Raw genomic sequence first — 18,029 nt, 5'->3', positions numbered from 1 at the left:
GTTAAAAGCGCTAAAATACTTCCCGTTAACATGGGCCATCCTCAGTGATTAAGTGCTACAAGATTCTCAATGTTACGTTTGGTGCCGTAATAAAAGCAAGATACCCTATGCCATCAGGGATGTTGTATGCCGGTTTTTTTTATGCTTTCCTAATGTTACCTCACCTTTTTGAAGGAAGAACAGGTTTGACCGCCTCATTACAACACTATCTGGTTATTACCGCTTTGGGCGCTGACCGTCCCGGCATCGTGAACACTATCACCCGCCACGTCAGCAGCTGCGGCTGTAATATCGAAGACAGCCGGCTGGCCATGCTTGGTGACGAATTTACGTTTATCATGCTGCTTTCAGGTTCATGGAATGCGATTACGCTTATCGAATCGACCCTGCCGCTGAAAGGAGCCGAGCTGGATTTGCTGATCGTAATGAAGCGCACGACCGCGCGGCCTCCTCAGGCCATGCCAAACACCGTCTGGGTCCAGGTTGAGGTACCTGACTCGCCACATATTATCGAGCGTTTCACTGCCCTTTTTGATACGTGGAATATGAACATTGCCGAGCTGGTTTCTCGTACTCAGGTCAGCGGCGATGACGATTCAGCGCAGTTATTTATCCAGATAACTGCACACAGCCCGGCAACACAAAATGCAGCAAATATCGAACAAGCGTTCAAAGCCCTATGTACAGAATTGAACGCACAAGGCAGTATTAACATCGTTAATTATTCACAGCATGATGAACAGGATGGAGTTTGAGTAATGAATCCACTGAAAGCCGGTGATATTGCACCGAAATTTAGCTTACCAGACCAGGACGGCGAGGAAGTAAATTTGACCGACTTCCAGGGACAGCGTGTTCTGGTTTATTTTTACCCGAAAGCCATGACCCCCGGTTGTACCGTCCAGGCCTGCGGCCTGCGCGATAACATGGATGACTTAAAAAAAGCGGGTGTTGAGGTCCTGGGTATCAGTACCGATAAACCAGAAAAACTCTCCCGTTTCGCCGAAAAAGAGTTGCTGAACTTCACGCTGCTGTCTGATGAAAATCATCAGGTGTGCGAGCAGTTTGGCGTCTGGGGCGAAAAATCGTTTATGGGGAAAACCTATGATGGTATTCACCGCATTAGTTTCCTGATCGATACCGACGGTAAAGTCGAACACGTATTTGATAACTTTAAAACCAGTAATCACCACGACGTGGTGCTGAACTGGCTGAAAGAAAACGGCTAACGCGCGAGCAAACGCCGGACGCCGGGGAGTGAATCACTGACCCGGCGTCCGTTTGAATGCGTATGTTGGCAAGGCGTAAGGCTATTTCTCATCTTCCGCAATCAGGCCATCCGGCCAGGCATGTACCACCGCTTTGATTAACGTCGCCAGCGGAATCGCAAAGAACACGCCCCAGAATCCCCACAGGCCGCCGAAGATCACCACCGACAGAATAATGACCAGCGGATGCAGGTTAACGGCTTCCGAAAACAGTACCGGCACCAGCAGATTACCGTCCAGCCCCTGAATAATCAGGTACACCGCAAACAGGCTCCAGAACTCCGGACCCGCGCCAAACTGAAACAGCGCCACGCCGACCACCGGAATGGTCACCACGAAGGCGCCGATATAGGGAATCAGGACCGAGAAGCCAACCAGCACCGCCAGCAGTAGCGAATAGTTGAGATCGAAGAGGATAAAGCCAATCCACGTCGCTACGCCGACGACGATCATCTCCAGCACCTTACCGCGGATGTAGTTGGTAATCTGCTGGTTCATCTCTTTCCACACCTGCCCCGCCAGCCCACGGTTGCGCGGCAGCACGCGGCGCACGGCATTCAACATCTGCTCTTTGTCTTTTAACAGGAAGAACACCATTAACGGCACCAGCACCAGATAGACCGCCAGGGTCAGCAGCCCCACCAACGAGGCCAGGGAGTATTTGACCACCGAGTCGCCAACGGTCAGCACGCGGTTACGCATATTGTCCGCCATGGCGTCGATAATGCCGGCATCCATCAGCGCCGGATAGCGGCGTGGCACCGTCGCGGCAAAATCGGAGAGTTTATTGAGCATCCCGGGCATATCGCGAATCAGATAGATCCCCTGCTGCCAGGCGACGGGCATCACCACAAACGCCATCAGTAGCAAAATGCCCACAAACAAAATCAGTACGAACGAGGTAGCCCAGGTTCGCGATAACCCCACGCGCTCCAGGCGGACGGTTGGCCATTCCAGCAGATAAGCCAGCACAATAGCGACCAGTAAAGGCGCCAGCAGGCCGCTGAAAAAGAACATGATGCCGAACCCGGCCAGCAAAATAACCAACAGCGCTATCGCCTCCGGATCGCTGAACCGGCGACGGTACCACTGCATTAACATCTCAAGCATAAACCCTTCCATGAAGCGCGAAGCCGCAAAACTGTGGGAATTGTATCTAAATGTCACCAGAAAGACTTCGCTTTTATTAGCAAAGCCACAAACATTCACCCCGCCGTGAAGATCATATTTTCAATAGCCCCAACGCCAGCTAAACTCGCAGGACGCGCGGATATGGAACATTACGCCGCCCTATCGGTCAAACTGGCACACCCACATTACAGGACAGAGGTTATGTTCAGGCAGTTAAAGAAAACGCTGGTGGCAACCGTCATAGCGTCGCTGACGCTGGGTTCGATTTTGCCTGCTTTTGCTGACCCCGCAGATACTCTGCCAGATATGGGCACCTCTGCAGGAAGCACGCTCTCCATTGGCCAGGAAATGCAGATGGGGGATTACTATGTGCGCCAGCTACGCGGTAGCGCGCCATTAATCAACGACCCTCTGCTGGTGCAATATATTAATGGCTTAGGGATGCGTCTGGTTGCCCACGCCAACTCGGTGCGCACCCCTTTTCACTTCTACCTGATTAACAACGACCAGATTAACGCCTTCGCCTTCTTTGGCGGCAACGTGGTGCTACACTCCGCCCTCTTCCGCTATTCAGATACCGAAAGCGAGCTGGCATCGGTGATGGCGCACGAAATCTCACACGTGACGCAGCGCCATCTTGCGCGCGCGATGGAAGACCAGAAACGCAACGCCCCGCTGACCTGGGTCGGGGCGCTGGGCTCTATTCTGCTGGCGATGGCCAGCCCGCAGGCGGGTATGGCGGCCCTGACAGGTACGCTGGCGGGGAGCCAACAGGGTCTGATCAGCTTTACCCGGCAGAATGAAGAAGAGGCTGACCGCATCGGGATTCAGGTGCTGCAGCGCTCCGGTTTTGATCCGCAGGCGATGCCGGCCTTTATGAGTAAGCTGCTCGACCAGTCGCGCTACTCCACCCGCCCACCGGAAATGTTGCTGACTCACCCTCTGCCGGAAAGCCGTCTGTCCGATGCCCGCAACCGCGCCAACCAGATGCGTCCGGTGGTTGTCCAGTCCTCCGCCGATTTTTATCTCGCCAAGGCGCGGACCCTGGGCATGTATAACTCCGGGGAAAATAAGCTCGGCGATGATTTGCTGAACGCCTGGGCGAAAGGCAATATCCGCGAGCAGCACGCCGCCCAGTACGGGCGTGCGCTGCTGGCCATGGGCAGCAATAACTACGATCTGGCGCGTAAAACGCTGCAGCCATTGCTGAGCGCCGAACCGCAAAACGCCTGGTACCTCGACCTGGCCACCGATATCGATCTCGGGCAGAAGAAAACGGCCGAGGCGATTAATCGCCTGAAAAATGCCCGCGAAATCCGCACCAACCCGGTTCTGCAGCTGAACCTCGCCAACGCCTACCTGCAGGGTGGCCAGCCGGCAGAAGCGGAAAAAATTCTCAACCGCTACACCTTTAATAATAAGGATGACGGCAACGGCTGGGATCTGCTGGCGCAGTCAGAAGCGGCGCTCGGCCATCGCGATCAGGAGCTGGCGGCTCGCGCGGAAGGAATGGCGCTGGTAGGCCAGCTCGATCAGGCGATTACGCTGCTGAGCAGCGCCAGTTCGCAGGTGAAATTGGGCAGTTTGCAGCAGGCTCGCTACGATGCCCGTATCGATCAGCTGCGCCAGCTGCAGGCGCGATTCCGCCCCTATCAAAAAATGTAAGGAGACGACATGTCTGACGCGGTAAAAATCTACCATAACCCTCGCTGCTCCAAGAGCCGCGACACCTTAAGCCTGCTGAAGGCTAACGGTATCGACCCTGAAGTTGTGCTCTACCTGGAGACGCCGCCGGATGCCGCCACGCTGCGTCAGCTGTTGAAAATGCTGGGAATGGTGAGCGCTCGTGAACTGATGCGCCAAAAGGAAGATCTGTATAAATCTCTGAACCTCGCCGACCCCCAGCTCAGCGAAGATGCGCTGATTCAGGCCATCGTCGATAACCCGAAGCTGATGGAGCGGCCTGTCGTCGTCAGTCACGGCCAGGCGCGGATCGGCCGGCCGCCGGAGCAGGTACTGGAAATCGTAAACTGAGCGCATGCGCCATCGCGGTAACCGATGATGGCGCAGCGAAGGGATGCGGAAATGCAGCGCCCCGGCCCGACTAGAGCCTGAGGATCTCTTTCACGAAGGGGATCGTCAGTTTGCGCTGCGCGGTAATCGAGGCGTGATCGAGCTGATCGAGCGTCATAAAGAGCGAACGCATTTCACGGTCTAAGCGCTTAAGCAGGAAACGGCAGACGTCTTCCGGCATCTCAAACCCCCGCAGGCGCGCGCGAAGCTGTAGCGCCTGCAGCTTATCTTCATCCGACAGCGGCTGCAGCTTATAGATTTGCCCCCAGTCGAGGCGCGACGCCAGATCCGGCAGACCAAGATTAAGCTGGCGAGGCGGACAATCGCCGGTGATCAGTAAGCGGGTTTTCCCCGATTCGAGGATCCGATTATACAGATTGAAGATCGCCATTTCCCACGGCTCATCGCCAGCCACGCACTCGATATTATCAATGCACACCAGCGAAAGCTGCTCCATCCCGTCAAGAACTTCCGGAACAAACCACGTACGCTTATCCAGCGGGACATAGCCCACCGCATCGCCGCGTTGGGAAAGCTCCGCACAGGCGGCGTGTAACAGGTGACTGCGCCCCGCGCCTTCGCGTGACCAGATATAGATGTACCCGCTATGCTCCTGCCGCAGAACGTTCTGTAAGGCAGCAAGAAGAGAAGGGTTACCCCCCGGCCAAAAACTCGCGAAAGTTTCATCGTCGGGAAGATACAGTGGCAGAGAGAGCTGTGCCGGTGCGTTCAGATGGACCTCATCATAGGCTTACAGAAAAACGCGAAGAGTTTATCACGAAGTATGCCTCGAGAGAACCGGGCGGGATCGCCGCCCGGATGCAGGATCAGGGTTTGCCGTTTTCACTATCGGCCGCATCCAGAACCACCTCTTCCGGACACAGGACGCTGATGAGTTTGAAGATCAGGCTCAGGCCGACGCCGACAATGGTCGCCAGCGCCATCCCTTTCAGTTCCGCCGCCCCGATATGCACCTTGGCGCCGCTGACGCCAATGATCAGAATAACGGAGGTCAGGATCAGGTTCTGCGCCTTGTTGTAATCGACTTTCGACTCGATCAACACGCGAATACCGGACGCGCCGATCACCCCGTACAGCAGCAGCGAAACGCCGCCCATCACCGGCAGCGGGATAATCTGGATCGCCGCCGCCAGCTTGCCGACGCAGGAGAGCAGAATCGCGAAGATCGCCGCCCCGCCGATAACCCAGGTACTGTAGACGCGGGTGATTGCCATCACGCCGATATTCTCGCCGTAGGTGGTGTTAGGCGTCGATCCGAAGAAGCCGGAGATCATCGTCGACAGACCGTTCGCAAACATCGAACGATGCAGACCCGGGTCGCGGATCAGATCTTTTTTAACGATATTCGCCGTCACCACCAGGTGACCGACGTGCTCGGCGATGACCACCAGCGCGGCGGGCAGGATGGTGAAGATAGCAAACCACTCAAAACGCGGGGTATAGAAGGTCGGCAGCGCGAACCAGTGCGCCTCGGCAATCGGCGTGGTATCGACAACCCCCATCACAAACGAGAGCGCGTAGCCCACCAGCACGCCGATAAGAATCGGGATAATCGCCATGAAGCCGCGGAACAGGACCGAACCAAACACCGTCACGCCGAGCGTGACCATCGAGATGATAATGGTTTTGCTGTCAGGAGATTGCCCTTCCGCCGGCAGCAGGCCGGCCATATTAGCCGCCACCCCGGCCAGCTCCAGGCCGATAACCGCGACAATCGCCCCCATCGCGGCTGGCGGGAACATCACATCCAGCCACCCGGTTCCGGCTCTTTTCACAATAAAGGAGACGAGGCAGAACAGCGCGCCGCACATAATGAAGCCGCCCAGCGCCACTTCATAGCCCAGCGGTAACAGCAGCAGTACCGGAGAAATAAAGGCAAAGCTCGACCCCAGGTATGCCGGAATTTTCCCCTTACAGATGCAAAGATACAGCAGCGTTCCGAGGCCGTTAAACAGCAGGACGGTAGCCGGGTTAATATGAAACAGGACCGGCACCAGTACCGTTGCGCCAAACATAGCGAACAGATGTTGCAAACTAAGCGGAATTGTCTGTAAAAGCGGCGGTCTTTCACTCACCCCGATGGCACGGCGCGTCATGGCGTTTTCCTCTAAGAGTCGTTTATTAGTTGCTGTGAGTTTGTTTTATTCAAAAAAAAGCCGACTGTTAAAGTCGGCTTCTTATTATTCATTCAATTACTTGGTACCAAAAATCTTATCGCCGGCATCGCCGAGCCCTGGAATAATATATCCGTGCTCGTTGAGGCCCTGGTCAATGGAGGCGGTATACATCTCAACGTCCGGGTGCGCTTTCTCCAGCGCGGCAATCCCTTCCGGAGCGGCAACCAGCACCAGCACCTTAATGCTGGAGCAGCCCGCTTTTTTCAGCAGGTCGATAGTGGCGATCATCGAACCGCCGGTTGCCAGCATCGGGTCAACCACCAGCGCCATACGCTCGTCGATGTTCGACACCAGCTTCTGGAAATAGGGCACCGGCTCGAGGGTCTCTTCGTCACGATAGACGCCCACGACGCTGATGCGCGCGCTCGGGACGTGTTCCAGAACCCCTTCCATCATCCCGAGACCCGCGCGCAGAATCGGCACAACGGTAATTTTCTTACCTTTGATCTGCTCGATTTCTACCGGGCCATTCCAGCCTTCAATGGTGACTCTCTCGGTCTCCAGATCGGCGGTGGCTTCATACGTCAGTAAGCTACCAACCTCTGAGGCGAGTTCACGGAAGCGTTTGGTGCTGATGTCGTGCTCACGCATCAGGCCCAGCTTGTGTTTGACGAGCGGGTGTTTCACTTCCACAATCTTCATTCTCTTTCTCCTCTGAGGGGCAGCCACAAAAAAAATCGCGGGATTATACCGCTTTTTTCCATTTGCGCCATAGCCGATATGTTTGACCGGGATCAACCAAAATGCTTTGCGCTGCCTGAGCCAGTATAAAACAAAATAAAAAAACCCCGCACCGGCGGGGTTGAACGAGAGTTATCGATGATTTACAACGTTTCGCCGTTGCTGCTAATAACCTGTTGATACCAGGCAAATGATTTTTTGCGGCTGCGATCGAGCGTCCCGTTGCCTTCATTGTCTTTATCGACATAGATAAAGCCATAGCGCTTTTTCATTTCGCCGGTACCGGCGGAAACCAGGTCAATGCAGCCCCACGGGGTGTAGCCCATCAGATCGACGCCGTCCTCAACCACCGCTTTTTTCATCTCGGCAATATGAGCGGAGAGATAATCAATGCGATAGCTATCGTCCACCGAGCCGTCGGCTTCGCGCACATCGATGGCGCCAAACCCGTTTTCGACAATAAAGAGCGGGAGCTGATAGTGATCCCAGAACCAGTTGAGGGAATAGCGCAGGCCTACCGGGTCAATCTGCCAACCCCAGTCTGACTTCTGCACATACGGGTTGGAGACCAGGCTGGTCGTTTCGTCATAATCCAGCAGCGGGTTATCCGCGGTCGCTTTGGTGGCGAACGACATATAGTAGCTAAAGCCGATATAGTCGACGCAGCCCTCGGCCAGCGCCCGACGATCCTCTTCGGTGATATCCAGCGCAAAACCGCGACGCGCGAAGTAATTCAGCAGATGCTGAGGATACCTGCCGCGCACGTGCACATCGGTGAACCAGTAGCGGCGATGCATGGCGTTCATCGCCATCATCATGTCATTCGGTGCGCAGGAGAGCGGATAAATCGGGCACATGGCAATCATGCAACCGACCTGCAGCGATGGATTAATCTCGCGGGCAACTTTCACCGCCAGCGCGCTGGCGACCAGCTCGTAGTGCGCGGCCTGGTACATCACCGGCTCGCGATCTTCCCCCGGCAGGTACTTCAGACCGGAGTTGGTAAACGGCGCAAAATCTTCGTGGAAGTTAGCCTGGTTATTGATCTCATTAAAGGTCATCCAGTACTTCACTTTATGCTGATAGCGCTTAAATACCACCTGCGCAAAGCGGACGAAGAAATCAATCAGCTGGCGGTTGCGCCAGCCGCCATATTCCGTCACCAGATGGTAAGGCATCTCGAAGTGAGAAAGCGTAATCACCGGCTCGATGCCGTGTTTCAGGCATTCATCGAACAGATCGTCGTAGAACTGCAAACCGGCTTCGTTCGGCTCCCGTTCATCGCCCTGCGGGAATATGCGCGTCCAGGCAATTGAGGTGCGGAAACATTTGAAACCCATTTCAGCAAATAGCTGAATGTCCTCTTTATAACGATGGTAAAAATCAATCGCCTCATGGTTGGGGTAATTTTTACCCGGCAGCACGCCGTCGGTAATTTCACGCGGTACGCCGTGCGCGCCGGCGGTCATGACATCGGCCACGCTAACGCCTTTACCGCCCTCTTGCCAGCCCCCTTCCAGCTGATGCGCCGCCACCGCGCCGCCCCACAGAAAACCTTCTTTAAATCCAGACATGTTCTCTTCCTTATGCGCGATCGCCATTCCGCGATCGGGTTTGCTGATTAAAATGGTAAACGGCCCCCAGCAGCCCGGCATCGTTGCCGTGACTGACGGTGTCGAGAGCGTCCGCGATGTCGAACCAGGCCAGATGTTCACGCAGCAGCGGCAAAAAGCCCGGCCGTTCTACGATGCCGCCGCCGATGAAAATCGCTTGCGGATCAAAAATGTTCACGAGGTTATACAGGCCGCTACCGATCCCGTTGAAGAAGTCAGCCACCAGCCGCTGGCAAACCGCATCGCCCGCCTCATAGCGATCGAATATCTCTTCGCCGGTTACCGCTTCCAGCGTCTTGCCAATGTGCCGGGCATAGCGGTGGCGCAGTACGCGCAGGGTGCAGTTTTCATTCATTGAGTAGCGACGGACATCGCGGGCGCCGGGACGCTCGGTGTGCATATAGCCGAACTCGCCGGCGCGAAAGCGGGCGCCATGCACCAGTTGGTGATTACAGAAAATCGCGCCGCCAATGCCGGTGCCGATCGTCAGGACCAGAAAGTCGCTCATCTCCGCGGCTTTCCCCTGCCAGCGCTCGGCCAGCAGGACGCAGTTGGCATCGTTTTCGATGGTGACGGGAAGATGGGTCCGCTGCTCCAGCCAGCTGACGATCGCGAAATTATCGAAGCGCCGGATCGCGCCGCCCATTTCGATATAGCCGGTATGCGGATTCACATAGCCGGGCGCGCCGATCGCCACGCCTTCGCACTCCGGGTGAGCGGCAATCCACGCCAGCATCGCCTGCAGAATCTGCTCGCCATCGCTGTCGTCGATCGACTGTTTGCCTTTTGCAAGCAGCCTGCCCGTATCGCTGATCACGCCCATTTTTAATGCCGTGCCACCGATATCAAATGCGGCAATGTTCATCGCGTCCCTCCCTCCTGAATCCCCACGGAATCTACGTTCGGCTCTCCTGATAAAAAAAAGAAACCGGTTTCAGTGGCATGATGGCGATTCCCACTTACCGAGGCAAGCACAAGGATGTACCCGGTTTCATTTTCGTGAACAGTATCAAATTTGTTCATCTCGCCGCTGATTAACGCCGACTGTAAAGCAGGCTCGCAAACGTTTGCTTTCCCTGTTAGAATTGCGCCGATTTTTCTTGCTACCGCAAATGTGTGGAGATTTCGCAGTGACCGATAAAACCTCTCTCAGCTATAAAGATGCCGGCGTAGATATCGATGCAGGCAACGCTCTCGTCGACCGTATTAAGGGTGTGGTGAAGAAAACCCGCCGCCCTGAAGTGATGGGTGGACTGGGCGGATTCGGCGCACTGTGCGCATTGCCGCAAAAATACCGCGAACCGGTACTGGTTTCCGGCACTGACGGCGTCGGTACCAAGCTGCGTCTGGCGATGGACCTGAAACGCCACGACACGATCGGTATCGATCTGGTGGCGATGTGCGTCAACGACCTGGTGGTTCAGGGCGCCGAGCCGCTGTTTTTCCTCGATTACTACGCGACCGGGAAGCTGGATGTCGATACGGCTGCCAGCGTCATCAGCGGTATCGCGGAAGGCTGTCTGCAGTCCGGCTGCGCGCTGGTCGGTGGCGAAACGGCGGAAATGCCGGGTATGTACCATGGCGATGACTATGACGTGGCAGGTTTCTGCGTCGGCGTAGTAGAAAAATCAGAAATTATTGATGGCAGCAAAGTTGCCGATGGCGACGTACTGGTGGCGCTGGCTTCCAGCGGCCCGCATTCCAACGGCTACTCGCTGGTGCGTAAAATTATCGAAGTGAGCGGCGTTGACCCGCAAACGACCGATCTGAACGGTTCTCCGCTGGCCGACCATCTGCTGGCGCCTACCCGTATCTACGTTAAGTCGATACTGGAGCTGATCGCCAACGTTGAAGTTCACGCCATTGCGCACCTGACCGGCGGCGGCTTCTGGGAAAACATCCCGCGCGTCCTGCCGGATAATACCCAGGCGGTCATCGATGAATCCTCCTGGCAGTGGCCGGAAGTGTTCAACTGGTTGCAAACGGCCGGTAACGTCAGCAGCCATGAAATGTACCGTACCTTTAACTGCGGCGTCGGCATGGTCATCGCCCTGCCGCCGGAAGCCGCGGATAAAGCCATCGCTCTGCTGAACGAGAAAGGTGAAAACGCGTGGAAAATAGGCTATATCAAAGCCTCTGATTCCGAACAGCGTGTGGTCATTGAATGAAAAACATTGTGGTGCTGATTTCCGGTAACGGAAGCAATTTGCAGGCGATTATCGATGCCTGCGCCCGGAAACAGATCGGCGGCACCCTGCGAGCGGTATTTAGCAACAAGGCCGATGCGTTCGGCCTTGAACGCGCGCGTGAGGCCAGTATTCCGGCCCACGCGCTCACCGCCAGCCAGTTTGCCAATCGCGAAGCCTTCGATCGTGAACTGATGCAGGAGATCGATGCGTACGCGCCGGATCTGGTGGTGCTGGCGGGCTATATGCGTATTCTGAGTCCGGCGTTTGTCGCCCACTATCAGGGGCGTCTGCTGAATATCCATCCTTCACTGTTGCCAAAATACCCGGGGCTGCACACGCATCGCCAGGTGCTGGAAAATGGTGATGAGGAGCACGGTACCTCGGTGCATTTCGTTACCGACGAGCTGGACGGTGGCCCGGTGATTCTGCAGGCCAAAGTGCCGGTTTTCGCCGAAGATAGCGAAGACGACATTACCGCTCGCGTCCAGGCGCAGGAACATGCGATTTATCCGCTGGTGGTGAGCTGGTTTATCGACGGCCGACTGCGCATGGAGGGGAATCAGGCGTGGCTTGATGATGCTCCCCTGCCGCCGCAGGGCTATGCGGCCGAAGAGTAATTCTCAGCGCCTCTGTCTGCCGTCAGGGGCGCTTTTTACTGACGTATCGTCTTCCGCTCGCCTCCCCACTCCGCTACGCTCACCGCACGATTGATGCCCAGCTTATGCCCGCGCCCCCCTGCCGTTGCTCACAATAGCAGCGGACGCGCGCATCCGCTTCGCTTCACTGCCCGTTGAAAGAAAACTGTCATACTTCTTTGACATAGTTGGACATTCAATGGCAAAGCTCGCCATAATGAAAAAGCAACATCAATCAACCGGAGTGTGAGTTGTAATGGGCCAGGAAAAGCTATATATCGAGAAAGAACTCAGCTGGTTGTCCTTTAACGAACGCGTACTTCAGGAAGCGGCGGATAAAAGCAACCCACTGATTGAGCGCATGCGCTTTTTGGGAATTTACTCCAACAACCTCGACGAATTTTATAAAGTGCGCTTCGCTGAACTTAAGCGCCGCATCATAATTAGCGAAGAACAAGGCAGTACCGCCCATTCTCGCCATTTGTTAGGCAAAATCCAGGCCCGCGTACTGAAGGCCGATCAGGAGTTCGACAGCCTGTATAATGAGCTGCTGCTGGAGATGGCGCGTAACCAGATCTTCCTGATCAACGAACGGCAGCTTTCGGTCAATCAGCAGTCCTGGCTACGCAACTACTTTAAACAGTACCTACGCCAGCACATCACCCCGATCCTGATTAACCGTGAGACGGATCTGATTCAGTTCCTGAAAGATGATTACACCTATCTGGCGGTAGAAATTATCCGCGGGGACACCATTAATTACGCCCTGCTGGAAATTCCGTCCGATAAAGTCCCGCGTTTTGTTAACCTGCCTCCGGAAGCCCCGCGCCGCCGTAAGCCGATGATTCTGCTTGATAACATCCTGCGCTATTGCCTGGATGATATCTTTAAAGGTTTCTTCGACTACGACACGCTGAACGCTTACTCGATGAAAATGACCCGTGACGCCGAGTACGACCTGGTGCACGAGATGGAGTCGAGCCTGATGGAGCTGATGTCCTCCAGCCTGAAACAGCGTCTGACGGCTGAACCGGTACGCTTTGTCTATCAGCGCGATATGCCGGACACCATGGTCGAAATGCTGCGCGCGATGTTCGCCATTTCACGCTATGACTCGATGCTGCCCGGCGGGCGTTACCACAACTTTAAAGACTTTATCGGCTTCCCGAACGTTGGGAAGGCCAATCTGGTCAACAAGCCGCTGCCGCGCCTGCGTCACACCTGGTTCGATAAATTCCGTAACGGATTTGACGCCATTCGCGAACGCGACGTGCTGTTGTACTACCCGTATCATACCTTCGAACATGTGCTGGAACTGCTGCGTCAGGCCTCATTCGACCCCAGCGTACTGGCGATCAAAATCAATATTTACCGCGTGGCCAAAGATTCACGCATCATCGATTCGATGATTCATGCCGCGCACAACGGTAAAAAAGTCACCGTGGTGGTGGAGCTGCAGGCGCGTTTTGACGAAGAGGCCAACATTCATTGGGCGAAGCGTCTGACCGAAGCGGGGGTACACGTTATCTTCTCCGCGCCGGGGCTGAAAATTCACGCCAAGCTGTTCCTGATCTCGCGCAAAGAGGGAGACGAAGTCGTCCGCTATGCCCATATCGGGACCGGTAACTTCAACGAAAAAACCGCGCGTCTGTACACCGACTATTCCTTGCTGACGGCGGATGCGCGCATCACCAATGAAGTCCGCAGGGTGTTCAACTTTATCGAAAACCCATATCGCCCGGTCAGCTTCGATTACCTGCTGGTGTCGCCGCAGAACTCGCGTCGTCTGCTGTATGAAATGATCGACAGAGAGATTGCCAACGCCCAGAACGGCCAGCCTTCCGGGATTACCCTCAAGCTGAACAACCTGGTCGATAAAGGGCTGGTGGACCGCCTGTATGCCGCGTCAAGCTCAGGCGTGCCGGTTAACCTGTTGATTCGCGGCATGTGTTCCCTGATCCCCGGACTGGAAGGGATTAGCGACAATATTCGCGTCACCAGCATCGTTGACCGTTTCCTCGAACACGACCGCGTCTATGTTTTCGAAAACGGCGGTGACAAACAGGTTTGGCTCTCTTCCGCGGACTGGATGACGCGCAATATTGACTATCGTATTGAAGTCGCCGCGCCGCTGTTAGACCCTCGTCTGAAACAGCGCGTGCTGGATATTTTTGATATCTTGTTCAACGATACGGTCAAAGCACGCTATCTTGATAAAGAACTGAGTAATCGCTACGTGCCGCGCGGCAATCGCCGTAAAGTACGCGCACAGCTGGCGATCTACGACTATCTCAAATCACTCGAACAACCCGACTAACCTATGCCAATAAACGAAAAAACCCCTCGTCCGCAGGAGTTCGCGGCGGTCGACCTTGGTTCAAACAGTTTTCATATGGTGATCGCCCGTGTCGTCGACGGAGCTATGCAGATCATCGGCCGCCTGAAACAGCGGGTTCACCTGGCCGATGGACTGGATGAAAATTCCGTGCTCAGCGAAGAGGCGATGACCCGCGGGCTTAACTGTCTGTCGCTGTTTGCCGAACGCCTGCAGGGTTTTTCCCCCTCCAGCGTATGCATCGTCGGGACTCATACCTTGCGCCAGGCGGCAAATGCGGCGGAGTTTCTCAAGCGGGCGGAGAAAGTGATCCCCTATCCGATTGAGATAATCTCCGGTAACGAAGAAGCGCGCCTGATTTTTATGGGCGTGGAACATACGCAACCCGAACGGGGCCGCAAGCTGGTCATCGATATCGGCGGCGGCTCGACGGAGCTGGTTATTGGCGAGGATTTCGAACCACGGCTGGTTGAAAGTCGTCGCATGGGCTGCGTCAGCTTCTCGCAGATCTACTTCCCTGGCGGCACTATCAACAAAGAGAATTTCCAGCGGGCCCGCCTGTCGGCCATACAGAAGCTGGAAACCCTGGCCTGGCAGTTCCGCATCCAGGGCTGGAACGTGGCGCTGGGCGCATCCGGTACCATCAAAGCCGCCCAGGAAGTGCTGGTGGCGATAGGGGAAAAAGACGGGTTTATTACCCCGGAACGCCTTGAAATGCTGGTGGATGAACTGCTGAAGTATAAAAACTTCGACGCCCTCAACCTCCCGGGGCTGTCGGAAGAGCGTAAAGCGGTCTTTGCGCCCGGGCTGGCGATCCTGTGCGGCGTTTTCGATGCGCTGGCGATCAAAGAGCTGCGTTTGTCCGACGGCGCGCTGCGCGAAGGCGTGCTGTACGAGATGGAAGGACGTTTCCGCCATCAGGATATTCGCAGCCGGACCGCGCAAAGTCTGGCAAACCAGTACAATATTGACCGCGAACAGGCGCGTCGGGTGCTGGAAACCACCACCCACATCTTCGAGCAATGGCAGGATCAGAACCCCAAACTGGCCAACCCACACCTGTCGGCGTTGCTGAAATGGGCGGTGATGCTGCACGAAGTGGGGCTGAATATTAACCACAGCGGGATGCACCGTCACTCGGCCTATATTCTGCAGAACAGCGATTTGCCCGGCTTCAATCAGGAGCAGCAGATGCTGATGGCGACGCTGGTTCGCTATCACCGTAAAGCGATCAAGCTGGATGATTTACCCCGCTTTACGCTGTTCAAGAAAAAGCAGTTCCTGCCGCTCATTCAGCTACTGCGCCTGGGGATTTTGCTCAACAACCAGCGTCAGGCCACCACCACGCCGCCGACGCTCAAGCTGAAGACCGAAGCCAACCACTGGACGCTGGTCTTCCCGCATGACTGGTTTAGCCAAAATGCGCTGGTGCTGCTCGATCTGGAAAAAGAGCAGCAGTACTGGGAAGGGGTGCCTGACTGGCTGCTGAAGATTGCCGAAGAAGACTCCGATAGCGATAACTAGCCCACAGGCCGGGTTTACATCACCCGGCCACTTCTCTCCCCGTCAATCCGCATCCGCCGTAACTTCCTGCGCCAACGACGCCAGCGCGACCGGTTTCCCAATATCATAACCCTGCAGATAATCGATCCCCAATGACAGCACCGCCTGACGAATCTCCGGCGTCTCCACATACTCCGCCACCACCTGCATATTTTTCATCCGCGCCAGATGGCAAATGGATGCCACCACCTGGTAATCCAGGCTGCTGGAGAGCAGATTGCGAATAAAGCTGCCGTCAATCTTCAGCAGATCGACATTCAGACTTTTCAGCCGCGCGTAGCTGGCATAGCCGGTACCAAAATCATCGATTGCCACCCGAGATCCCAGCGCCTGCAGATGCTTCAGGGTTTGCCGCGCCTGATGAGGATTACTGAGCGAGTGATTCTCCGTCAGTTCAAATATTAACTGCCAGGCTTCAACATGGTAGTGCGCCAGCAGCCGCTCCACCTCTTCAGGGAACTGACTGCGGCTAACGGAAACCGGCGACAGGTTAATCGCCAGCCGCAGCCCAGGCAAATTTTGCCGATGCTTATCCATAAAAGCGAGCGTATGCTCGATCACCCACAGATCAATCCGTGACGAGAGACCAAATTCATGCGCCACCGGGAGGAAATCATCCGGCGAAATCAGCTCGCCGCTCTCCCCCTTCATTCTCAGCAACACTTCGTGATAGTTATGGCCGCGAATACCGATAATCGGCTGCGCCATCAGGCAAAAACGGTTCTGCTCCAGCGCCTGCAGGATCAGGTTCATCATCGCCACTTTGTCTTTCAAACCATGCTGCACATGCACGGCGCCGCGGCGCTGCATATTTTCCGGCTGACCGCTGGTCAACGACATATCGGCAATGTTATTCAGCTCGCCTAAGAGCAGATAGAGATGCTTAACCGGTGAGCGAACCTTGCAGTAGCTGATTCCCACCGCCGGCTGGAGAGGCAGCCCATCCCAGATAAAACGAAACTGCCTGATGCGCTCAGCCAGGGCGGCAATTCGCGCCTGGTGATCGCCGCTGTTCAGCCGGAGCACCAGATCGTGCCCGGCCAGATGGTGGACAGCCTCGTTCGGCTGAAGTAAATCGCTCAGATACTCAGCCAGCTTTTGCTTATATTGAATGCGTAACAGCACACCATAATGACGCCCTAACAGCTCCAGTTCCGGGATGCGTAAAAAACAGAGTACCGACCAGAGAGCGCTGTCGAGCGCCCGGCTAAGCGCCCGCAAATTGGGCATATGTACCACCGGATCGAGAAATGCCATCCGGCGCACGCGAGCATGAATCACACGCTGCTGGGTCGCCAGCATCGCCATATAAGCAATAATAAAAGAAGACACCAGATAGCTCGAAGAGGTCATCGCCAGCTGGTGATGGTAGCTCAGGGAGTAGGGCAAATAGCGATAATGAAAGTGGATAATAACAATTAAAACGGGCGTCCAGATCACCGCGATCAAGCGATAGCCAAAACGCATCGCTCCCCATAGCATCACCGGCATAAGTAATGACAATGTATAATTTGTGCTAAATATTGTACTACTGCTACTCAGAGGAATTAATAACAACACTAATAATATTAACAACGACAGCATCCATAAAACGCGCTCGATACGTTTTATTTTTGGGTCGACCTGTAACCTGGCCTGTGAAATAAAACTGCGTAGATATAATGGATTACGGATAATACGAATCAAAAAGTAGCACAACGGGACGCCGGTTAAACAGCCGACCATTAAGGCCTGAAAAGTAATTAACGCTCGCAAGCTGAGAGGATCCACCCCCATCAACCCCGTCGCCCGGGGATGCATCCCCAAATACTCGGCGAACTGGGAGAGCACAAGAAAAATAGCCGACGGTAGCAGCATCTGCCATAGCAGCCGCTGCGGCATCAGGCTGACCGTACCATGTGAAATATGCTGTCGGCGCGGCACAAAAATGCGATACCCGCCCCAACACAGCACGGTGGGGATCAAAAAATGGAACAGGATAACGATGGCTTGCCCCGCGGACATGCCGCGAGCAATGGTCTCCAGCAGACCGATAATAATGCCAGGCAGCGCGGCCCAGTCAAAAAATAGCATCAGGCTCAGGACCAGCGCCAACGGTAAATAGTAAAGAGGGACCTCATTACCGTTCAGCTCCGCGTAAGTATTCGCCCCCCTCGCCAGAGGCAGTAACAGCGTGGGTAAGATGAGCGGCAGCGCCCACCATTTATCCCGATATTGTCTGTATAGATTAATTATTTTCATTGATGCTCTACGTGTTACCCAAATTCCAGCAGGGTATATTCAGGCAGGCATCCAACCCAACCATCTTCGCCGCGCAAGGAATAACGACGCGGAACAGGCTGG

General features: G+C 55.3%; 15 protein-coding genes. 8 read left to right on the top strand and 7 right to left on the bottom strand.

Going from position 1 to position 18,029, the window contains the following annotated elements:
* Nucleotides 1-185 precede the first annotated feature (185 nt).
* Entirely contained in the window at nucleotides 186-755 is a 570-nt protein-coding gene (locus ACI2JR_RS12535) for a glycine cleavage system transcriptional repressor (protein WP_165905642.1), read from the top strand.
* A gap of 3 nt (nucleotides 756-758) precedes the next feature.
* On the top strand, nucleotides 759-1,229 hold the full coding sequence (gene bcp / locus ACI2JR_RS12530) for a thioredoxin-dependent thiol peroxidase (protein WP_132725968.1): 471 nt from the start codon (nucleotides 759-761) through the stop codon (nucleotides 1,227-1,229).
* 81 nt (nucleotides 1,230-1,310) lie between these two features.
* On the opposite strand, the gene ACI2JR_RS12525 is transcribed toward bcp, so the two are convergent.
* Entirely contained in the window at nucleotides 1,311-2,378 is a 1,068-nt protein-coding gene (locus ACI2JR_RS12525; protein ID WP_132725971.1) for an AI-2E family transporter, read from the bottom strand.
* A 222-nt stretch (nucleotides 2,379-2,600) separates the two neighbouring features.
* Here ACI2JR_RS12525 and bepA point away from each other — a divergent pair, with 222 nt between their 5' ends.
* Nucleotides 2,601-4,064: a beta-barrel assembly-enhancing protease gene (bepA, locus tag ACI2JR_RS12520; RefSeq protein ID WP_132725975.1), complete on the top strand. Its 1,464-nt coding sequence runs from the start codon at nucleotides 2,601-2,603 to the stop codon at nucleotides 4,062-4,064.
* Nucleotides 4,065-4,073: 9 nt separating this feature from the next.
* Complete coding sequence (gene arsC / locus ACI2JR_RS12515) at nucleotides 4,074-4,433, top strand: arsenate reductase (glutaredoxin) (RefSeq protein WP_132725978.1); 360 nt, start codon at nucleotides 4,074-4,076, stop codon at nucleotides 4,431-4,433.
* A 70-nt stretch (nucleotides 4,434-4,503) separates the two neighbouring features.
* Here arsC and ACI2JR_RS12510 read toward each other — a convergent pair whose 3' ends face one another.
* The 5 genes from ACI2JR_RS12510 to bglK form a co-directional block, all read right to left on the bottom strand.
* Nucleotides 4,504-5,205 (bottom strand): DnaA inactivator Hda, encoded by a 702-nt coding sequence (locus ACI2JR_RS12510; protein WP_132725981.1) that lies wholly within the window; start codon nucleotides 5,203-5,205, stop codon nucleotides 4,504-4,506.
* A 94-nt stretch (nucleotides 5,206-5,299) separates the two neighbouring features.
* A complete protein-coding gene (uraA, locus tag ACI2JR_RS12505) occupies nucleotides 5,300-6,589 on the bottom strand; it encodes a uracil permease (protein ID WP_462478677.1) in 1,290 nt (429 codons plus the stop codon).
* 96 nt (nucleotides 6,590-6,685) lie between these two features.
* On the bottom strand, nucleotides 6,686-7,312 hold the full coding sequence (upp, locus tag ACI2JR_RS12500) for a uracil phosphoribosyltransferase (protein WP_132725987.1): 627 nt from the start codon (nucleotides 7,310-7,312) through the stop codon (nucleotides 6,686-6,688).
* 182 nt (nucleotides 7,313-7,494) lie between these two features.
* A complete protein-coding gene (locus tag ACI2JR_RS12495; RefSeq protein WP_132725990.1) occupies nucleotides 7,495-8,925 on the bottom strand; it encodes a 6-phospho-beta-glucosidase in 1,431 nt (476 codons plus the stop codon).
* A 10-nt stretch (nucleotides 8,926-8,935) separates the two neighbouring features.
* The gene (gene bglK / locus ACI2JR_RS12490; protein WP_462478676.1) at nucleotides 8,936-9,829 is read right to left on the bottom strand and encodes a beta-glucoside kinase BglK; all 894 of its coding nucleotides are present in this window, start codon (nucleotides 9,827-9,829) and stop codon (nucleotides 8,936-8,938) included.
* Between the two features lie 265 nt (nucleotides 9,830-10,094).
* Between bglK and purM the strand changes: the two genes are divergently transcribed.
* The 4 genes from purM to ppx all read left to right on the top strand — a co-directional run bounded on the left by purM (nucleotide 10,095) and on the right by ppx (nucleotide 15,647).
* A complete protein-coding gene (purM, locus tag ACI2JR_RS12485) occupies nucleotides 10,095-11,132 on the top strand; it encodes a phosphoribosylformylglycinamidine cyclo-ligase (protein ID WP_462478675.1) in 1,038 nt (345 codons plus the stop codon).
* Nucleotides 11,129-11,770, top strand: a complete 642-nt coding sequence (purN, locus tag ACI2JR_RS12480; RefSeq protein ID WP_132725999.1) for a phosphoribosylglycinamide formyltransferase — start codon at nucleotides 11,129-11,131, stop codon at nucleotides 11,768-11,770. Before purM ends, purN begins: the two co-directional genes overlap by 4 nt.
* Nucleotides 11,771-12,044: 274 nt before the next feature.
* Complete coding sequence (ppk1, locus tag ACI2JR_RS12475; protein WP_132726002.1) at nucleotides 12,045-14,105, top strand: polyphosphate kinase 1; 2,061 nt, start codon at nucleotides 12,045-12,047, stop codon at nucleotides 14,103-14,105.
* A 3-nt stretch (nucleotides 14,106-14,108) separates the two neighbouring features.
* Nucleotides 14,109-15,647 carry an exopolyphosphatase gene (gene ppx, locus ACI2JR_RS12470; RefSeq protein WP_462478674.1) on the top strand — a complete coding sequence of 513 codons (1,539 nt, stop codon included), beginning with the start codon at nucleotides 14,109-14,111 and terminating at the stop codon, nucleotides 15,645-15,647.
* Nucleotides 15,648-15,689: 42 nt separating this feature from the next.
* Here ppx and ACI2JR_RS12465 read toward each other — a convergent pair whose 3' ends face one another.
* A complete protein-coding gene (locus tag ACI2JR_RS12465; RefSeq protein ID WP_462478673.1) occupies nucleotides 15,690-17,927 on the bottom strand; it encodes an EAL domain-containing protein in 2,238 nt (745 codons plus the stop codon).
* Nucleotides 17,928-18,029: the final 102 nt, after the last annotated feature.

This window comes from Klebsiella sp. NPDC088457, assembly GCF_044900465.1.
Classification (GTDB): Bacteria; Pseudomonadota; Gammaproteobacteria; order Enterobacterales; family Enterobacteriaceae; genus Klebsiella.
This window is presented reverse-complemented; position numbering and strand designations above follow the sequence as displayed.